Below are 16,268 nucleotides of genomic sequence, written 5' to 3' on the forward strand. Positions count from 1 at the left end.
TAAAATCCAAAATTGTCCCTACCTTCCCGGCAGCTGCCCCGTCCGCTCCATCTCCAGCAGCAGCCGTTTGCGCCACAGTCCCCCACCATAGCCGGTCAGCGAGCCGTCTTTGCCAATCACCCGGTGGCAGGGCACCACAATGCTGATCCGGTTGGTGCCGTTGGCCCGCGCCACCGCCCGCATCGCCGTCGGTTGGCCAATGCGGCGGGCCAGCTCGTCGTAGGCAATGGTCTCACCGTGGGGAATGCGCTGCAGTTCTTCCCAAACCATGACTTGAAACGGGGTGCCCTGGAGGGCAAGGGGTAGGGTAAAAGCGGTGCGATCGCCCCCAAAATACTCCCCCAGCTCGGTTCTCAGCATATCCAGATGGGGATGGCCGACCGGCAGTACTGCGCTGTCGAATCGCTGACGCAGGGTGGTGTAGTGGCGCTCCAGACTGCGGCGATGGCCCTTCAGGGCCGGGCCTTGACCATCGCAGTATTCCAGCAGGCACAGCCCTTCGTCTACTGCCCCAGCCACCATCAGCCCCAGCGGCGTTTCAATTAGCTCGACTGCGATGTAGCGCTGAGACTCAGCCTGGCCCGGCGGCACCCCAAAGGTTTTGGTAAAGGCCTCTCGAAAGCCGCTGTAGGAGTCGTAGCCGTGGGCAAACACCACGTCATCCAGCGATTCGCCCTCGCGAATTTGGGTAAAGGCCCCGGCCAGCCGCCGCGATCGGCACCAGTCGGCAAAGGTCATGCCGTAGTGGTCTTTAAACCACCGCCGCGCCCGCTCTGGGGTGACCCCCAACTCCTGCCAGTCCTGGGCCGAGAGCTTCTGCCCAGCCTGGGCCTCAACCCGCTCCATCAGCTGGTTTACCCAGTCGGGCGGCTGCAACCGGCTGGCTTCGGGGCGGCAGCGCTTGCAGGGGCGATACCCGGCCAGCACCGCCTCCCGCAGCGACAGAAAAAATTCAATGTTTTCGCGCTTGGGGCACGACGAGCACGAGGGCCGACAAAAAATGCCCGTAGTGCGTACCGCCACAAAAAACAGGCCATCGTAGCTGCCGTCTTTGCTATAAAAGGCGGCCTCCATTTCGGTTTGGGAGGGAACAAAGCTCAAGGTCATTTGCATGGGTAATGCCCCAATTCATAGGGCTATTGTGGTCAACTTGCGCCGCTGCCGTCCACCGAAAAAGCGATGGCTTATTTAGATTGAATCTCCCTTGGCTAACCCCAGCTGAGCTAGACAGACACCCTAAAGCCTGTGGCTTGGCCATGCCTGTGCTCCTCTGGAAGCCATTCGCTTGGAAGCGAGGTTTCTCAAGGCGGATTGGCTTCAAGAATAGCCATCTCTTTCGATCAATCGCCGTTCCCTGAGCGGAGTCGAAGGGAGCGGAGTCGAAGGGAACGGCTATAGCTGTGTTTACCGTGGGGGAGGGTATCAGCGACATGGACAATGGATATTAGTCTTCCTTTGCCTGCTGAGCCAGCATTTCGTCGATGAAGGCTTGCCAGGTGGGGTTGGGCTGCCAGATGCGGTGCAGGTCAGTGCGGGCCACGGGTTCCTCTACCCCCAAACGCAGCACCCGGTACAGGTAGACAAAGGCAGAAACCCGCATGTTCAGAGCGCAGTGAACCAGGGTTTTGTAGTCGCGGTTGCGCTCCATTACCTTAAAGAAAATCTCCAAATCGGTCGGGGTTGGCGCTTCCCACACCACTGGAATATGGAAGTGCGTCATCCCCAAACTCTTAACCAGCTCCGCCTCGTTAGGGATCGCATGGTCGGAAGTCGAGAGGGCCAGGTTAATCACCACTGTATAGTCCGCCTGGGCCAGGGCCTCAAACTGCTCAGCCGTGGGCTGCCCCGCGGTCGCCAGGGTAGGCGAAAGGGCCAGGTAGTTGCGAATGGTGGTCAGCTCGGCGGCGGTCATAGCCAGATTCCCCAATGCGATTCAGTACGATAGAGACACGATAAACCTTCACCCTGGAGACTCAACCCATGGCTATGGTGGAATCTACCATGCTACCCCTGGGCACCGCTGCCCCCCACTTTGAACTGACCGATGTGGTCAGTGGCGCAACGATTAATCTGGGCACCTTCGCCGATGCTCCGGCCCTGCTGGTGATGTTTATCTGCCGCCACTGCCCGTTTGTGAAGCATGTGGAGCAGGAGCTAGCCCGCATGGGCAAAGACTACGGCCCCAAGGGCGTAGGCATTGTCGCCATCAGCTCTAACAGCGTGCAAACCCACCCCCAGGATGGCCCTGAGCACCTCAAGGCCCAGGCGGAGTCGGTGGGCTTTACTTTTCCCTACTGCTTTGATGAGACTCAGGAGGTGGCCAAAGCCTACACCGCCGCCTGCACCCCCGATTTCTTTGTCTTTGACCAGGCCAAAACCCTCGCCTACCGGGGTCAGCTCGACGACAGCCGACCCGGTAACGATGTGCCTGTGACCGGCCAAGACCTGCGTGCGGCCCTTGATGCGGTGCTAGCCGCCGAGGCGATGCCCGGCCACCAGAAACCCAGCATTGGCTGCAACATTAAGTGGGCACCGGGTAATGAGCCAGATTATTTTGGCTAATGTCGCCAAAACGTCACAGAATGCGAAGAATCGCTGAATTCTGAAACTCGTCGTTCTAAGCTGCAATCACTGGTGCAGGTATCTACTCGATCGCTAGGCAACCCCCACCGATCGCTGAGCGGAGTCGAAGCGATCGGTGGGGATTGTGCAACCTTTGATTGCCCCTGCGACTCGGTCTCAGCCAGCTGAGCCGCAGAGAACTCTAGCTCAACCACCTGATGGGGATTATGAGCCAATTGCGCCGTTTTTTCAAACTCTGTCTGGTGGGCCTGCTCGCGGGGCTGCTGCTCCAGGCGATTGGCTGCGGCGATGGCACCGGATCTGAGCAGCCCATGCGGCTGACCATTGGGCTGGTGAGCTACGACGACGGCGCTAGCTCGCTGGAGAAATACGAGCGCTTTCAAACTTACCTGGCTGAACAGCTCAAGGCGGTGGTCGAGCTAGAGCCGGTGTTCAACGAAATTCGCGCCGTGGAGCAGGTGCGGGCCGCTAACTGGTCGCTGGTGTTTGCCCCCTCAGGGCTGGCCGCGATCGCGATCGCCGAAGCCAACTACCTGCCCATTTTCCCCACCCTGGGCACCCCCAACCAGAAGTCGGTGCTGGTGGTGCGCGACGACAGCCCCTTTCAAACCCTGGGTGATTTGGCCAATGAGGCGATCGCCCTGGGCGAGGCGGGGTCGGCCACGGGCTACTACCTGCCCCTCTACGACCTCTACGGCCTCACCCTGGAGAAAATTGAGTTTGCCTCCACTCCGGCCACGGCGCTGGAGTGGGTGGCCGATGGCCGGGTGGCGGCGGGAGCCCTGTCAGAGGACGACTTTCAGCAGTACCGCCGGGGCTTTGAGGATGGGGCGTTTCGCATTTTGCATGCCAGTCGCGCCGTCCCGCCCGGAGCGGTTTTGATCAGCCCCCAGGTCGATCGTAATCAGCAGCAGTACATCGAGCAGGCCATGCAGAACGCACCCTCGGCCCTGACGGCGGATGCGGGCTACATTCCCAACGCCACGCCGCCCGACCTGAGCCAGCTGATTGCCCTGGTCGAAAAAGTGCGCCCCCTGGAAGCTCGCGTCAAGGAGCAGCCAGCGGTGCTAACGATCGAATGAGCCGCGAGGGAACAATCGGTAGGCTAGAATCAAGCCTGTAGCTGTTTGCTGAGCCAAGCCGAATTGGCCCCCGCGCTGAGGGTCAATGTCAAGAAATCAGGGGTGTTTACTACCGCATCGCCAGCCATCAGGGAATACTTCAGGAAACGGCTGTGCATTGGGTGAAAGTAACTGTAGACAACGGCAGCGACTGTCGGCCGCTGTCTGCTTCACTGTCCTTAGTAACCCCTAGAGCTGATGAGTGTGACCCACGGATATCGCACCCTCGCTGCGATTATGCTGACCGATGCGGTGGGCTTTAGCGCCCGCATGTCGGTACGCGAAGAACTAACGCTCTCCCAGCTGCAGCGCGACCAGGCGCTGATGGAAACGCTCTGTCAGCAGTTTGAAGGTAAGGTGCTGAAATCGACTGGTGACGGCCTGCTGATGTATTTTGCCAGCGCCGTGCAGGCCGTGAGCTGCGGGCTCGAGATTCAGCGAGAACTGGCCCGCATTAATGCCAGCGTAGATGGCGACCTGGCGCTGCTGCACCGCATTGGCATTCACCTGGGCGATGTCTTTTTTAGCCAGTCGGATGTGATGGGCAATGGGGTCAATATCGCCGCCCGTCTGCAAACCGAAGCCCACCCCAGCGGTCTCTGTATTTCTAAAATTGTCTACGACGTGGTCAAGTCGCGGCTTGATCTAGATGTCACCTATGCGGGGCCGTTGCAGCTCAAAAATATTCAGGAACTGGTGCCCGCTTACCACGTTCACGCGCTGCCCAGGGCTAGCCAGGAGGCGAGTCCCGCGCCTGCCGAGAATGCGCCCGACCCCGGCCTGGATCTGGTGGGCGATCGCAAGCTCGTCACCCCCGGCAGCAAAATTGGCGGTCGCTACATTGTGCAGCGGGTGCTGGGCCAGGGGGGCTTTGGGCGATCGTACCTGGTCGAAGACTCGCAGCGCTTTGGTGAAGCCTGCGTGCTGAAGGAGTTTTTCCCGACCAAAAAAACGGCCAACAATCTGCAAAAAGCGCTCGATCTCTTTAAGCGAGAAGCCAAAACCCTCTACCAGCTCGACCACCCCCAGGTGCCCAAGTTTTTGGCCTGCTTTACCCAGCGCAATCGCCTGTTCATTGTGCAGGAATACATCGACGGCGTGCCCTACTCACAGCTGATCAAGCAGCGCCGCCAGCAGGATAGCCAGTTCTCTGAAGCCGAAGTGATTCAGTGGCTGATGCAGATGCTGCAGGTGCTCGACTACCTTCACGGGCTCAACATTGTGCACCGCGATATTTCGCCCGACAACATTATGTACTGCCGCGATCGCAACCTGCCGGTGCTGATCGACTTTGGCCTGGTTAGCGATGCCATTAGCACGCTGCTGTCGGGTGAGGCGACCTCCCCCGACGAGGCCCAGCCCGCCACCATGGTGGGCAAGTTTGGCTACTCGCCGCCCGAGCAAATTCAGCTGGGGCAGTGTTACCCCTGTAGTGACCTCTATGCGCTGGGGGTAACTGCGATCGTGCTGCTGACGGGCCGCTACCCCCGCGATCTGATCGATCAGGATTCTCTAGAGTGGCGCTGGCAGTCTTACGTCAGCCTCAGCCCGGCCCTGGCAGGTATTCTCACCCAGCTGGTACAGCAAAAACCAAAAGCCCGCTTTCAGAGTGCGGCTGATGTGGTGCAGCGGTTAACGCCGCTGGTCGCCGCTGTTGCGCCCAGCTCTCCATTGGTGGTGGAGCCGAGCTGGGCGCAGGCCGTCAATCGGTCAGAGTCGCCCACTGCCGCCGATCCAAGCACCGCCTCAGAGCTGCACGATCCCTCGTTTATCGAAACCTGTCGCCATGAGCTGGCCCGCTGCATTGGCCCCATGGCCAGCGTCATCGTCGAAGAAATGATCGACCAGTACCCCCAGGCCACTCCAGAAGAGTTTGTCGATATTTTGGCCAGCCAGCTCTCCAATGGACGGCAGGCGACAGATTTCGTCAGTCGTCTTCAGCTTGCCGTAGGCAGCCACATCAGCTCAGACGCGAATTCCCAAGATTTTCCTGAGCCAGATTCGGCCCAGTTTGCAGAGTCAACCCTGCCCATTAGCGAAGAACGCCCCAGCCCAGAATTTCTCAGCCGCTGTCGGCAAACCCTGACTCGCTGCATTGGCCCCATGGCCAACTATCTGATCGACGACACCCTGGCTGATTTTCCCAATCTTGCGCCTCAAGATTTGGTCACTCGCCTGGCTGCCGAAATTCCCGATCGCAAGAAGGCCGACGAGTTTTGCAGGCAAATGCAGTAGGGGCAGTTGGGTTTCGTTCCGCAACCGCAACCTACATCTGGTGATTTTATTTATGGCACTCTACTTGGCCAGCGCCAGAACGGTTAGGACAAGCTCCATACCCTTGAAGCAATGGCATCGCTATAACTTCAACCGTTGAGGATGGCCGCCAAGACAGCTTCTACATCCTCTAATCCGCAGCCGCCTGTGCCCTCGGCCCAGTTCAGCAGCGCGGCAACCCGATCGCCCAGCGGAGCCGATGACCCCGGCATTGAACCAGCGGGGGGCTGTAAGGCAAAGACGATTTGCTCAAACTGTGGGTTGGGCAACCCCGAGAGCCGCCGCATCAGCTTCAGCCGCGCCTGCAAATCCTTCGTTGGCCCCTTTTCATCGGTTGAGGCCGGGCTGGGGCGCGGCGGGGGCGCACTGGTTGTACTGTTAGATGCTGCTGTGCCAAACAAAGGCTCGCCCATTGCAACCTTCAGTCGCTCCAAAGGCGGCACCAGGGGGTCTTCGTCGGTAAAGTTCACCCCCACCAGGCTATACATCCAGGTGGGGCGCTGCACCTCTTCATAGATGAGGGGGATGAAGCGGTTGTTGCGATCGCTCATGCCCTGCACTGTCGTAATGGTGGCTTCCATATCGGTGTTGCCGCTCTCAAAGTAGCGGGGCGAGATCACTGCCAGCACCAGTCGACTGGCCTGGCAGCAGCGCTCCATCTCATTCAAAAACGTCGCCCTTGGCGAAAAATCGACCTCGTCGAAGGCGACACGGTAGCCCGCCGCTTTCAGCTCCTTCAGCAGCCAGCGGGCAAAGGCCTTATCGGGTTCCTGGCGGCGATAGCTAATAAACGCGTCGTACTGATAGGTAGAAGATGTCATAGGGGCCGCAGCGCATCTTTGTCGGCTTCATCACCGCAACGGGCAACTCGGCTAGCTTTATGGGTTTGCGTCCAATTGTATCCGGTCTGCACTGCCGCACAGCCGAGACGGCCATCCCACAAAGCCAGGAACCTCCTCGGTTTATAGAGATCTCGTAGGGGCATTGCACTGCAATGCCCCTACAAACGGGGCGTATATAGGCAGAATTCGGCGCTAGGCACAAATTAGGCCAGTGAATGAGCTATTTACTCAAAAAATCGCCTGAATTGCGGCGTCCTTCGCGGTAGCGCTCCAACCGCTGCATGGCCATCTGCAAACTCATCTGCATGCGGTTAAAGGCCTCGGCCAGCTTGCCCACTTCGTCTTTAGAGTTAACAACAAACTCTGCGCCGGGGTCGCCCATGCTGGCGGCCTCTGCCGCCAGCGCCATACGGTTGAGGGGCCGCACCACGTAGCGCTTGAGCCAGAGATTCACCAGCACAATCGCCACCGCAAACGCCAGGATAAAAATGCCCAGAATCAGCAGCAGCGACTGGCGCGCACTTTTGAGCACCTTTTCGGCGGGCACAGAAATCATTTGTGCCCCCACAATTTCATCCAAATTCCAGCCAAAGCCATTGCTGCTGCCGTAGCGCTCGATCATGCTGGCGGGGGCGGCGGCGGGGGTGCTGTGGCACTCTAAACAGCTCGCCTTCGTAATTTTGATCGGTCGAGCAATGTAGTAGAGATCGCCCGCTGGGGTGCGCCGAAATCCGCTCGTTTCCTGAGCCGTACTTTGCTGCTTAAACTGCTCGACTAGCTGTGCCTCAAAGCCATCGGCTTTGTCTCTTAAATTGGTGGGGTTGAGCGTGGCTTCTTTGTAGAAGAAATCGGCATAGATGGGGTTGCCGCGAAAGGTTTCAAACACCTCACGGGCCGAGTAGGCAGGCACGGTTTCGGGCAAAAATTCGGTGCTGAGGCGATCGACCAGTTCTGGGTTGACCTGGTTGGTGGTGTAGTCGCGCACCGAGTTCATGGTTTCCATCAGCATCAGTGCTTTGGTCGTCAGCTGCGCCTGGGCGTTGTGGTTGAGCACCGAGGACAGGGCAATGCTGCTGGCGATGATGCCACCTAGAAAGACGAGCAGCAGCAGCAGGGTAAATTTTTGGCCGAGTTGCAGGTTGTCGAGCTTCAGCATGGGGTGGCGATTGTGGTGGTGAGTTCCGAGATTAAATACACCCTTAAAAAGCCTGCTTCCGGAGATGCAAAGCGGTTTTCAAAGAAGGGCAACATTCAGCGATGCCCAGGCTGTGCGTTTGCAGAACCGCTTCTGCCGATTTTAGAGTAAATATTGCTACCAATAGAGCATCAGTAACAGTTCATCACGCTTGCTCTTTAGCGCGATCGCCGCATCGTCAGGCTGGCTGCCTTGAGCTACTTGAGCTGGGCCAGTTTTTGATTGGCAGACTTGAGCAAGTCGCTGGCTCTGGGGTAGCTGGTCGTGCCAGGCTGCACCTTCTCCAGGTCGTTGATGATGTCCTGCATTAGGCTGGCGATCTGGTTGCGATCCATACCTTCCAGGTTTTGGGCCAGCATGCGGGTATTTTTCTCGATCGCGCTATCCAGGGCCTGGGCAGAGGCTTCTTCTCGGGCGGCATTCTCTTGAATAATGCCGAGATTGGCCTGGTATTCGGCCAGCAAAACCTGGGCCTGGCTGTAGCCAGGATCTTGAGCGGGAATGTCTTCGAGCCGGGCGATCGCGGTTTCCCACAATCCCGCTGCGCGCTCCCAGGTGGTGGCCGGATGGGGCGGATTTTGTGCGGCGAGCGCTGCCTGGTAGGCAAAGGCTCTGGCGGCATCGACAAGGGTATTCGAGCGATCGCCCCCGGCAACAGTACCCGTCACCTGCTGGTAGTCGCGCTCGTAGGCCTCCAGCTTGGTGGCCGACTGCCGCCCGGCCAGCGTTTCGGGCGGAATTTCGTTGAGCTTGTCCATGCCGCGCTGCCAGGTGGTTAGGGCAGTGGCGCGATCGGCTCCAGACTGGGCGGTTTGAAAGGCCTGCTGCGCCTCCTCAACGGCGGTGGTGCCTTCTTGCAGCAGGTTTTGGGCGTTGCGCTCCTGAAACACCACCGCCTCCATACGGCCAATTTCGGAGCGGGCGGTCTCAAATTCGTCTAGGGTAAACTGCCACCGGCAGCCGACGAACCCGCAATAGGCCGTGGGGTAGTAGCCCAAAAACCACACGGGTAGCCCGTCTAAATGCTCCTGAGCCTGGGTAACTTTTGTTTCACCCAGCTCGATATCGCTGGCGGAGGTGGCCTGGTTTACCAGCTGGTCGGCCTGGGCCACTAGCGACACCGCCTGCCGGTAGTCGTGATCCATTTTGATGTAGCTGGGCAGCAAAATCAGCGGGGCTGTCTTAGCCACGGGCCAGCGAATCATGGGGTAGGGCAGGTTGAGCACCCACGTGAGCCCAGTCAGCCCGGCCACGGTAACCACTGCAGAGCCAAAGCAACCAAATGTGCGAGCCACCATAACGTTGTGTCGTGATCAAATAAGGACGGTCTGGTTTAGGATGCCCCAAGGTCGCTTCTTGGCGTACAGGCCTGGACTAGGCTACCGCGCCACAGAGTCCTTCACCGCGACGGGCTGGCTTTCTGGAGAGTCAGATTAGTTTTCATGAGAGGGAGGAATTTAGCCGAGCAGAGTGTCGGGGTCGATGCCGCGATCGCGCAAACTTGTCTTCAAAGCGTCTAATTCTTGTTCTGCTACCGCTGCTCTTCGTTCCGCCGCCGCTGCTTGTTGTTCGGCCTGCTGTCGCCGCAAGGCTTCCTGCCTGAGGGCTACGGCCAGCTCATCGGGAATCAGCAGCTTGTCGCCAGTATCTTGCTGGTAGAAGGCAATTAGTCCACCATCAGTTTCCAAACGCAAGCCCAGGGGTTCGCTACAGCTGTCTGCGATCGGTTCGTAGACCTCGTCTCGCAGGCGGTAGCCCTTGAGCTGCTCGGCAATCCATTCGCCTTTGGGGTCGAAGAGCCAGTATTCTTGCACCCCCAGCCCTTCGTAGAGAGTCTTTTTCTCAACTTCGTCCTGGCGGCGGGTGCTGGCGGAGGTCATTTCAAAGATCACCGCCGGAACCTGCCCCTCCTCCCAAATTTTGTAATTGTCGCGCCCACCGGGTTCGACCTCAAAAATCACCATCACGTCGGGAGCCACCCGCAGTTTGGGAAAGCCCTGGGCATAGTACATAAATTGGTTGGCGAGTACCGTCGCCCGCCGTTCCGCAAGATACTGCCGTAGCACCTCTAGCGTGATCAGCAAGGCGTAAAGATGGGCGTAGGTTTCGGCCACGGGTTCACCGTCGGAGCTGGGATACGTGAGGATTGCCTGGGGCCAAAGGGCGGTCATGGGTGCCTCCGGGGAGAGGGGCTTATGGGTAGGATAACCCGCTGAAGAAACCTGTGCTCATTGGGGATTTTGAATTAGGTGTCCCTAGGATCACCTTGGGCAGGGTGCATTGCTGCGCGAATGCACCCTACGAGCATCCTAGCTATCCTAGAAATGTCACTAAGGATGAATGTTGAGTCTTATTGAGAGGCCGACTCAATCAAGACGGCGGCGGCGGCTTTGGCCTGGTCGGCGGCGTTGGGGCAGCCGTGCATCATGGCGACGACGGTGGCTCCCTGCATCAAAATCAGCAGCTGATGGGCTAGATCTTGAGGGTTGGGCAGGTTGGCTTCTTGCACCAGGGTGAGAATGTAGTCGGCGATCGCCTGCTGGTGAGCCAGGGTGAGCTGGTAGCCGGGGTGCTCGGCATCGACTAGCTCCACTGCGGAGTTGATGAAGGCGCAGCCGCGAAAGTTGGGTTGCTCGATCCGCTCGCGCAGGGCATCGAAAAGGGCTAGCAGGGGCGGTTCACCGGAGGCTGCGGCGTGGCGAGCGATCGCAGCCTGAAACCACTCGCGCCAGCTGTGGTGCTGCTCGTCGAGCCAGGCGGCAATCAGGGCGTCTTTTGACTTGAAGTGGTTGTAGAGCGACATTTTGGCCACCCCCGACTTGGCAATGATGCGATCGATGCCGACGCTGTGGACGCCCTCTTTGTAAAACAGCTCAGAGGCCGCCGCCATAATGCGATCGCGGGCGCAGGGGCGTGAGGCAGAAGAGCGGGCCATGGAAGTGCACGATATACAGGTCTGTCTGTATAGTATAGCGCTGGCAACTGTTGTCCCCTCAATACTGTTACAGCGCTAAACCATCTGTTTTTACGCCTACAGAATCTCTTCAGCCGGTGCAGCAAGATGGTCGGGCTGCTTTACCACGAGGATCACACAGGCACCCCAATCAAATTTTCCCTGAGCAGGGATTGACAATAGACAGACCTGTCTACATAATCATAGCTATACAGACCGTTCTACTCAGGCTTTTGCAACCCGGCCTGAACCGCAGCCTTGAAGGAGGCTCCTGCATGATTGCCCTTACTCCATCGTCCAGCTCGGAACGTTTGGCCGCTGTGCCCCAAAGTTTCCCTTCCTTTAGCCCATACCTGGGCCAGCCGCCTTTTCCTGCGACAGAGGCCACCCCACAAACCTCTGCCAACCTTGTGGACTGGGCTGCCGATACCTTTGGCCCTGGTTTAGTGATGAGCACCAGCTTTGGCATTCAGGCGGCGGTGATGCTGCACCTGGTGACTCAGGTGGTGCCCGAGATTCCCGTGATTTGGGTCGATACGGGCTATCTGCCTGAGGAAACCTACCGTTTTGCCAACCAGCTTACCCAGCGGCTGAATCTCAACCTCAAGATCTACCAGTCGCCCCTCAGCCCCGCTCACATGGAGGCCCTCTACGGCAAGCTGTGGGCTGAGGAGAGCGTTGAGGCGCTCAACCAGTACGACCAGATTCGCAAGGTCGAGCCCATGCAGCGGGCACTGCGAGAACTGGGCGCAACGGCCTGGCTGGCGGGGCTGCGATCGCAGCAAACCGACCACCGCAAAACGCTCGATGTGGTGGGCCAGCAGCACGGCATCCACAAAATTTTGCCGATTCTGCACTGGACTTCTAAAGACGTTTACGACTACCTGCAAGCCCACGACCTGCCCTACCACCCGCTCTTTGAGCAGGGCTATGTCACCGTGGGCGACTGGCATTCGAGCCGCCCGCTGACGGCCAGCGATCTCGATGAGCGCGACACCCGCTTCCACGGCCTGAAGCAGGAGTGCGGCATTCACCTGGGGTAGGTGCGGTTGATTCGATCATCTAGATTTTTCTGAATTTCGCCATGACCTGGATGAGGGCAAACAGCCGTTTGCCCCTACATGAAAACCTATTCTGAAGGGATCCCATGATTGACCTGTATACGTTTACGACTCCTAACGGGCGCAAACCGGCCATTCTGCTCGAAGAGTTAGAAATGCCCTACACCATTCACTCGGTGGACATTACCAAAAACGAGCAGTTTGCCCCTGAGTTTTTGGCCATCAGCCCCAACAACAAAATTCCGGCCATCGTCGATCGCGACAATGACCTGGCGGTGTTTGAGTCGGGGGCAATTTTGATCTACCTGGCGGAAAAGGGGGGGCAGCTGCTGCCCATAGAAACAGCGGCGCGGATCAAGGCGATCGAGTGGCTGATGTTTCAAATGGCGAGCGTTGGCCCCATGTTTGGCCAGCTCGGCCACTTTCGCAACTTTGCCCCCGACCAGCTGCCCTACGCCATCAACCGCTACGAAAAAGAAGTGCAGCGGCTGCTGGGCGTGATGGAGAGCCAGCTGGCTAAAACTCCCTACCTGGCGGGCGACTACTCCATTGCCGATATCGCCACCTACCCCTGGGTGAGCGCAGCTACCACCCCCTACATGGGGCTGACCTTCGACGAGTTCCCCAACGTGCAGCGCTGGGTAAATGCGATCGCGGCTCGTCCGGCAGTGCAGGTGGGTATGGATGTGCTGCAGCCAACCTTTAAGAGCCAGTTTGGCACCGTGGCTGAGGCAAAGGCCTAGCCATTATTCTCTGCGGCCCTCTCCGCCTCTGGTACTGAGAGACATCACCCCTCATGGGGTGGGCATTGCCCACCTATCCATTCGAGCAACCAGAGGCCAAACCACAGCACTCTCAGCGCTTTCTCAGCTTCTTCAGCCCAGTTTCAGCTCCAGGCCTTACGTTCTTCTCTGTCTCCGGTTTTCTTTTTTGGAGGTATTTCCATGGCGTTTGATATCAACGGCAAAGCGGCTCTGGTAACGGGTGCCAACCGTGGCATTGGCAAGGCGATCGCAGAATCTCTGCTGCAGCACGGGGCCACTAAGGTCTACGCGGCGGTGCGTAACCTCGACTCGGTGCAGCCTTTGGTCGCCACCTACGGCGATCGCGTTGTGCCCATCCGTTTCGACCTGGCCCAGCCCGAAACCATCGCCCAGGCGGCCCACACCGCAACCGATGTGGCGATTGTGGTCAACAACGCTGGGGTGCTGCGCAAGGCCGCGCCGCTGGCTGAGGATGCGATCGCCGCGCTGCAATTCGAAATTGATATGAACGTCTTTGGCCTGATGCGAATGGCCCAGGCCTTTGCTCCGGTGCTCAAGGCCAATGGCGGCGGGGCCTTTGTGCAGCTCAACTCAGTGGCCTCGCTCAAGAGCTTTGCTGACTTTGCCACCTACAGCGCGTCTAAGGCTGCTGCCTACTCCATCACCCAGGCGCTGCGAGAGGTGCTGGGTGCCCAGGGTACGGCTGTCGTCAGCGTTCACCCCGGCCCAATCGCCACCGATATGGCCCAGGATGCCGGTCTGGCCGAGATTGCTGAGCCGCCAGCGCTCGTTGGTGAGGGCATCGTGACGGCCCTGAAGGACGGCAAATTTCACCTGTTCCCCGACAGTACGGCCCAGCAGCTTGGTGCCGCCTACGCCAGCTTTGCCGCCAACGTGGTCGAGGCCAACCTGACGGAAGCCTAGGCGGGGAGTTTGACCCAGCAGGCAAAACACATCAGGGGCTACCCCTGCTTCTGACCCAATAGGAAGAATCAGGGGTTTACCGCGCTATCAAGATGTTAATGAGCGCTCACAGCCCTGGGGATCGCTATTTGTCGCCGTAGAAGTAGGCGATTTCTTTGTCTTTGAGGGGGGCAAAGTCGGCGGCCTGCAGCATGGCGTTGAGGTCATCTTTAGAGAAGTGCTTGGCCCCAATGCGCACAATGCGCGATCGCATCGAGTTAGAGACTCCGCTGCGCTGCCGCCCGGCTTCTTTGGCCATCACCTGGTGGTAGAGGTCGAGCTTGGCGGCGGGAATGGGGGTGCCGTCGAGATCAACGCCCGCTGCGATCGCGGCATCGACGGCATCGGCCCCGGTGGTAGGCGTCTGAGACATGGTTAAACCTGCTAACGTGAATAGTCTCAAAATCCTACCAGACCGCGATCCCCGCTGCTGAACGGGTGCGAAACCGTTAGGATTTAGCCGCTGCGATCGCCTGATGGCCCTCAATTTCTTTGACCACGCGGGTTTTGCTGGCGCGCAGGTGCTCGGTAATCGCCGTCACGGCCACATCGGAGTCGCGGGTGAGAATAGCCTCGTAAATTTGGCGGTGCTCTAAGCGAATATCTAGCACGCTGGGGTTTTGCTGCAGGGTTTGAATGCGCAGCAGGGCCATGGCGTCGAACAGACTATCTAACAGCGTTACCAGCCGCCGGTTGCCCGAGCTTTCGGCAATTAAGTGGTGAAACTGGTAGTCAACGTCGAGCAAATTTTCGGGGGAGAGGCTGCCGTGGCTGTTGGCGGTAGCGCCCTCGGCCTTGGCCACACAGCTCGCGATCGCCTCCAGCTGCTCGGGGCTGGCGTGGCTGCAGGCCCCCGCTACCGCCAGCGCCTCCAGGGCCAGGCGGCAGTCGTAGAGATCTTCGGCATCGGCGGCGGTAATGGTGGTCACTCGCAGCCCACCGCTGACATCGGCGGTGACCAGACCGTCTTGCTGGAGCTGGCGCAGGGCCTCGCGCAGGGGGGTACGGCTGACCTGTAGCCACTCGGCCAGCTGGGTTTCAACCAGGCGATCGCCGGGGGAAAGAGCACCCGTCAAGATCGCCGATCGCAGGGCGTGGTGCACCTGCTCGTACAGCGACTTGCTGCGGTTGATGGTGGGAGGAGACGATAAAATCACAGGCGGTTGAACCTCTGGCGCAGATTGAGCACTGGCCCGATAAACTGCCGTGACGCGGATGGCTGCCACGACGGCAATACTTCCTAATCATACAAAGTTGGTCATTAAAGAGGGTTGAGAAAGTTACCTAGCTGTAGAAAACTTGCAATCAAGATTCCTATGGCAAGCGACTTCAGGAGAATCTCAGACCGCTGCCGTAAGCTGGTAAGAAGAAGACATTACGAACGCAACCATGCAAACAATGCGCAGACTGCTGTTGGGCCTACTGCTGTTCGCTGCCCTGGGGCTGATGTGGGATGCCCTGCCCTTTTACGCCACCGCTGATTCGATGCCCGCATCTACTCAAGCGGTGAGCGATGCAGACCTGGCCACCGCTACCTTTGCGGGTGGCTGCTTCTGGTGTATGGAAGGCCCCTTTGACAAGCTAGACGGCGTTATCTCCACTACCTCAGGCTATACCGGCGGCACCAAGGTTGACCCCACCTATGCCGAAGTTTCTGCCGGGGGCACTGGCCACGTCGAGGCCGTGCAGGTGGTCTACGACCCTGCTCAAGTGAGCTACGACAAGCTGCTCCAGGTCTTTTGGCAGAACGTCGATCCGGTGGATGATCGAGGCCAGTTTTGCGACAAAGGCAGCCAGTACCAGGCCAAAATTTTTGTGGAGGGCGACGATCAAAGGGCACTGGCTGAGCAGTCTAAGCAGGCGCTGAGCCGTCAGGCCAAGTTTCAGAAAACCCCGATTGTGACCGCGATCGAACCCGCCCAGACCTTTTACCCCGCCGAAGAGTACCACCAGGACTACTATCTGAAGCACCCGCTGCGGTACAACTACTACCGGACGGCCTGCGGGCGCGATCGCCGTCTGGCCGAGGTATGGGGCAGCAACGAGTAGGAGCTAGAGAGCAGCAATGTCTACCGTTGACCAGGAAAAACAGTGCTTTATTCTCTGTTGTTGGTTTACGAAGCTATATCTGCCGATCAACATCGTCCGGGTAGATGAACGTACAGGTAACGTTTTCTTTCTGGCTGGCGAGGAGAATATCATTGAGATATATCCCAGCGGTACATGGAGGTATGTGCAGTGAATCGGCCCAACTTTCAGACAATGACCCAGCGGGAGCTGCAAGCCTACGTCTTGGCTCACAGGGATGACCAAGACGCATTTTATGCCTATGTGGATAGGCTGCACCGCGATGCCACCTGGGTAGAGATGCCACCGCTACGGTCTTTGGGTGATGTGGAAAACTACACAGAATTTGTTGAGCAGATTCGGGGTGGTTCAGCCTCAGACAAGGACTAAGGACTAATGGAGCCTCAAAACATCCCTTTGAAATCGCCCTTTTAGAATCAGTGCC

General features: G+C 58.6%; 18 protein-coding genes. 9 read left to right on the forward strand and 9 right to left on the reverse strand.

Going from position 1 to position 16,268, the window contains the following annotated elements; translation table 11 throughout:
- Window positions 1-18: 18 nt before the first annotated feature.
- Both ACQ4N7_RS15210 and ACQ4N7_RS15215 read right to left on the reverse strand, forming a co-directional pair.
- Window positions 19-1,113: a bifunctional transcriptional activator/DNA repair enzyme AdaA gene (locus ACQ4N7_RS15210; protein ID WP_430712354.1), complete on the reverse strand. Its 1,095-nt coding sequence runs from the start codon at window positions 1,111-1,113 to the stop codon at window positions 19-21.
- Between the two features lie 331 nt (window positions 1,114-1,444).
- Complete coding sequence (locus tag ACQ4N7_RS15215; RefSeq protein WP_430712355.1) at window positions 1,445-1,912, reverse strand: protein tyrosine phosphatase family protein; 468 nt, start codon at window positions 1,910-1,912, stop codon at window positions 1,445-1,447.
- Window positions 1,913-1,980: 68 nt separating this feature from the next.
- Between ACQ4N7_RS15215 and ACQ4N7_RS15220 the strand changes: the two genes are divergently transcribed.
- The 3 genes from ACQ4N7_RS15220 to ACQ4N7_RS15230 all read left to right on the forward strand — a co-directional run bounded on the left by ACQ4N7_RS15220 (window position 1,981) and on the right by ACQ4N7_RS15230 (window position 5,939).
- A complete protein-coding gene (locus tag ACQ4N7_RS15220) occupies window positions 1,981-2,562 on the forward strand; it encodes a thioredoxin family protein (RefSeq protein ID WP_430712356.1) in 582 nt (193 codons plus the stop codon).
- A 227-nt stretch (window positions 2,563-2,789) separates the two neighbouring features.
- Entirely contained in the window at window positions 2,790-3,665 is an 876-nt protein-coding gene (locus ACQ4N7_RS15225; protein ID WP_430712357.1) for a phosphate/phosphite/phosphonate ABC transporter substrate-binding protein, read from the forward strand.
- Between the two features lie 243 nt (window positions 3,666-3,908).
- Window positions 3,909-5,939: a protein kinase domain-containing protein gene (locus ACQ4N7_RS15230; RefSeq protein WP_430712358.1), complete on the forward strand. Its 2,031-nt coding sequence runs from the start codon at window positions 3,909-3,911 to the stop codon at window positions 5,937-5,939.
- Between the two features lie 128 nt (window positions 5,940-6,067).
- Here ACQ4N7_RS15230 and ACQ4N7_RS15235 read toward each other — a convergent pair whose 3' ends face one another.
- The 5 genes from ACQ4N7_RS15235 to ACQ4N7_RS15255 all read right to left on the reverse strand — a co-directional run bounded on the left by ACQ4N7_RS15235 (window position 6,068) and on the right by ACQ4N7_RS15255 (window position 10,950).
- Window positions 6,068-6,799 (reverse strand): toll/interleukin-1 receptor domain-containing protein, encoded by a 732-nt coding sequence (locus tag ACQ4N7_RS15235; RefSeq protein WP_430712359.1) that lies wholly within the window; start codon window positions 6,797-6,799, stop codon window positions 6,068-6,070.
- 241 nt (window positions 6,800-7,040) lie between these two features.
- Complete coding sequence (locus ACQ4N7_RS15240; protein ID WP_430712360.1) at window positions 7,041-7,976, reverse strand: c-type heme family protein; 936 nt, start codon at window positions 7,974-7,976, stop codon at window positions 7,041-7,043.
- A 236-nt stretch (window positions 7,977-8,212) separates the two neighbouring features.
- Complete coding sequence (locus ACQ4N7_RS15245) at window positions 8,213-9,313, reverse strand: hypothetical protein (protein ID WP_430712361.1); 1,101 nt, start codon at window positions 9,311-9,313, stop codon at window positions 8,213-8,215.
- Between the two features lie 159 nt (window positions 9,314-9,472).
- Window positions 9,473-10,186, reverse strand: coding sequence for a Uma2 family endonuclease (locus tag ACQ4N7_RS15250; protein WP_430712362.1), 714 nt, complete (start codon window positions 10,184-10,186; stop codon window positions 9,473-9,475).
- A 179-nt stretch (window positions 10,187-10,365) separates the two neighbouring features.
- Window positions 10,366-10,950 (reverse strand): TetR/AcrR family transcriptional regulator, encoded by a 585-nt coding sequence (locus tag ACQ4N7_RS15255; protein WP_430712363.1) that lies wholly within the window; start codon window positions 10,948-10,950, stop codon window positions 10,366-10,368.
- A 293-nt stretch (window positions 10,951-11,243) separates the two neighbouring features.
- Here ACQ4N7_RS15255 and cysH point away from each other — a divergent pair, with 293 nt between their 5' ends.
- From cysH to ACQ4N7_RS15270, 3 genes are all read left to right on the forward strand, one after another.
- Window positions 11,244-12,011, forward strand: coding sequence for a phosphoadenosine phosphosulfate reductase (cysH, locus tag ACQ4N7_RS15260; protein WP_430712364.1), 768 nt, complete (start codon window positions 11,244-11,246; stop codon window positions 12,009-12,011).
- Window positions 12,012-12,115: 104 nt separating this feature from the next.
- On the forward strand, window positions 12,116-12,772 hold the full coding sequence (locus ACQ4N7_RS15265) for a glutathione S-transferase N-terminal domain-containing protein (protein ID WP_430712365.1): 657 nt from the start codon (window positions 12,116-12,118) through the stop codon (window positions 12,770-12,772).
- 201 nt (window positions 12,773-12,973) lie between these two features.
- Window positions 12,974-13,717, forward strand: coding sequence for an SDR family oxidoreductase (locus tag ACQ4N7_RS15270; RefSeq protein ID WP_430712366.1), 744 nt, complete (start codon window positions 12,974-12,976; stop codon window positions 13,715-13,717).
- 124 nt (window positions 13,718-13,841) lie between these two features.
- On the opposite strand, the gene ACQ4N7_RS15275 is transcribed toward ACQ4N7_RS15270, so the two are convergent.
- Both ACQ4N7_RS15275 and ACQ4N7_RS15280 read right to left on the reverse strand, forming a co-directional pair.
- Entirely contained in the window at window positions 13,842-14,129 is a 288-nt protein-coding gene (locus tag ACQ4N7_RS15275) for a small RNA NsiR4-regulated ssr1528 family protein (RefSeq protein WP_106871097.1), read from the reverse strand.
- Window positions 14,130-14,205: 76 nt separating this feature from the next.
- Window positions 14,206-14,913 carry a GntR family transcriptional regulator gene (locus tag ACQ4N7_RS15280; RefSeq protein ID WP_430712399.1) on the reverse strand — a complete coding sequence of 236 codons (708 nt, stop codon included), beginning with the start codon at window positions 14,911-14,913 and terminating at the stop codon, window positions 14,206-14,208.
- A gap of 232 nt (window positions 14,914-15,145) precedes the next feature.
- On the opposite strand from ACQ4N7_RS15280, the gene msrA reads away from it, so the two are divergent.
- From msrA to ACQ4N7_RS15295, 3 genes are read left to right on the forward strand one after another with little or no spacing between them, the layout of a single operon-like run.
- Window positions 15,146-15,805 (forward strand): peptide-methionine (S)-S-oxide reductase MsrA, encoded by a 660-nt coding sequence (gene msrA, locus ACQ4N7_RS15285; protein WP_430712367.1) that lies wholly within the window; start codon window positions 15,146-15,148, stop codon window positions 15,803-15,805.
- Between the two features lie 16 nt (window positions 15,806-15,821).
- Window positions 15,822-15,998: a DUF6888 family protein gene (locus ACQ4N7_RS15290; RefSeq protein WP_430712368.1), complete on the forward strand. Its 177-nt coding sequence runs from the start codon at window positions 15,822-15,824 to the stop codon at window positions 15,996-15,998.
- Window positions 15,995-16,213, forward strand: a complete 219-nt coding sequence (locus tag ACQ4N7_RS15295; RefSeq protein WP_430712369.1) for a DUF6887 family protein — start codon at window positions 15,995-15,997, stop codon at window positions 16,211-16,213. The genes ACQ4N7_RS15290 and ACQ4N7_RS15295 overlap by 4 nt, the downstream gene beginning before the upstream one ends.
- The last annotated feature ends 55 nt before the right edge of the window (window positions 16,214-16,268 follow it).

Source organism: Nodosilinea sp. AN01ver1 (assembly GCF_050565655.1).
In the GTDB taxonomy this organism is placed as follows: Bacteria; Cyanobacteriota; Cyanobacteriia; order Phormidesmidales; family Phormidesmidaceae; genus Nodosilinea.

Bases quoted from the DNA above. Each gene is read 5' to 3' on its own strand.
- ACQ4N7_RS15210 (WP_430712354.1), bottom strand. From the start codon at position 1,113: ATGCAAATGACCTTGAGCTTTGTTCCCTCCCAAACCGAAATGGAGGCC.
- ACQ4N7_RS15215 (WP_430712355.1), bottom strand. From the start codon at position 1,912: ATGACCGCCGCCGAGCTGACCACCATTCGCAACTACCTGGCCCTTTCG.
- ACQ4N7_RS15220 (WP_430712356.1), top strand. From the start codon at position 1,981: ATGGCTATGGTGGAATCTACCATGCTACCCCTGGGCACCGCTGCCCCC.
- ACQ4N7_RS15225 (WP_430712357.1), top strand. From the start codon at position 2,790: ATGAGCCAATTGCGCCGTTTTTTCAAACTCTGTCTGGTGGGCCTGCTC.
- ACQ4N7_RS15235 (WP_430712359.1), bottom strand. From the start codon at position 6,799: ATGACATCTTCTACCTATCAGTACGACGCGTTTATTAGCTATCGCCGC.
- ACQ4N7_RS15240 (WP_430712360.1), bottom strand. From the start codon at position 7,976: ATGCTGAAGCTCGACAACCTGCAACTCGGCCAAAAATTTACCCTGCTG.
- ACQ4N7_RS15245 (WP_430712361.1), bottom strand. From the start codon at position 9,313: ATGGTGGCTCGCACATTTGGTTGCTTTGGCTCTGCAGTGGTTACCGTG.
- ACQ4N7_RS15250 (WP_430712362.1), bottom strand. From the start codon at position 10,186: ATGACCGCCCTTTGGCCCCAGGCAATCCTCACGTATCCCAGCTCCGAC.
- ACQ4N7_RS15255 (WP_430712363.1), bottom strand. From the start codon at position 10,950: ATGGCCCGCTCTTCTGCCTCACGCCCCTGCGCCCGCGATCGCATTATG.
- cysH (WP_430712364.1), top strand. From the start codon at position 11,244: ATGATTGCCCTTACTCCATCGTCCAGCTCGGAACGTTTGGCCGCTGTG.
- ACQ4N7_RS15265 (WP_430712365.1), top strand. From the start codon at position 12,116: ATGATTGACCTGTATACGTTTACGACTCCTAACGGGCGCAAACCGGCC.
- ACQ4N7_RS15270 (WP_430712366.1), top strand. From the start codon at position 12,974: ATGGCGTTTGATATCAACGGCAAAGCGGCTCTGGTAACGGGTGCCAAC.
- ACQ4N7_RS15275 (WP_106871097.1), bottom strand. From the start codon at position 14,129: ATGTCTCAGACGCCTACCACCGGGGCCGATGCCGTCGATGCCGCGATC.
- msrA (WP_430712367.1), top strand. From the start codon at position 15,146: ATGCAAACAATGCGCAGACTGCTGTTGGGCCTACTGCTGTTCGCTGCC.
- ACQ4N7_RS15290 (WP_430712368.1), top strand. From the start codon at position 15,822: ATGTCTACCGTTGACCAGGAAAAACAGTGCTTTATTCTCTGTTGTTGG.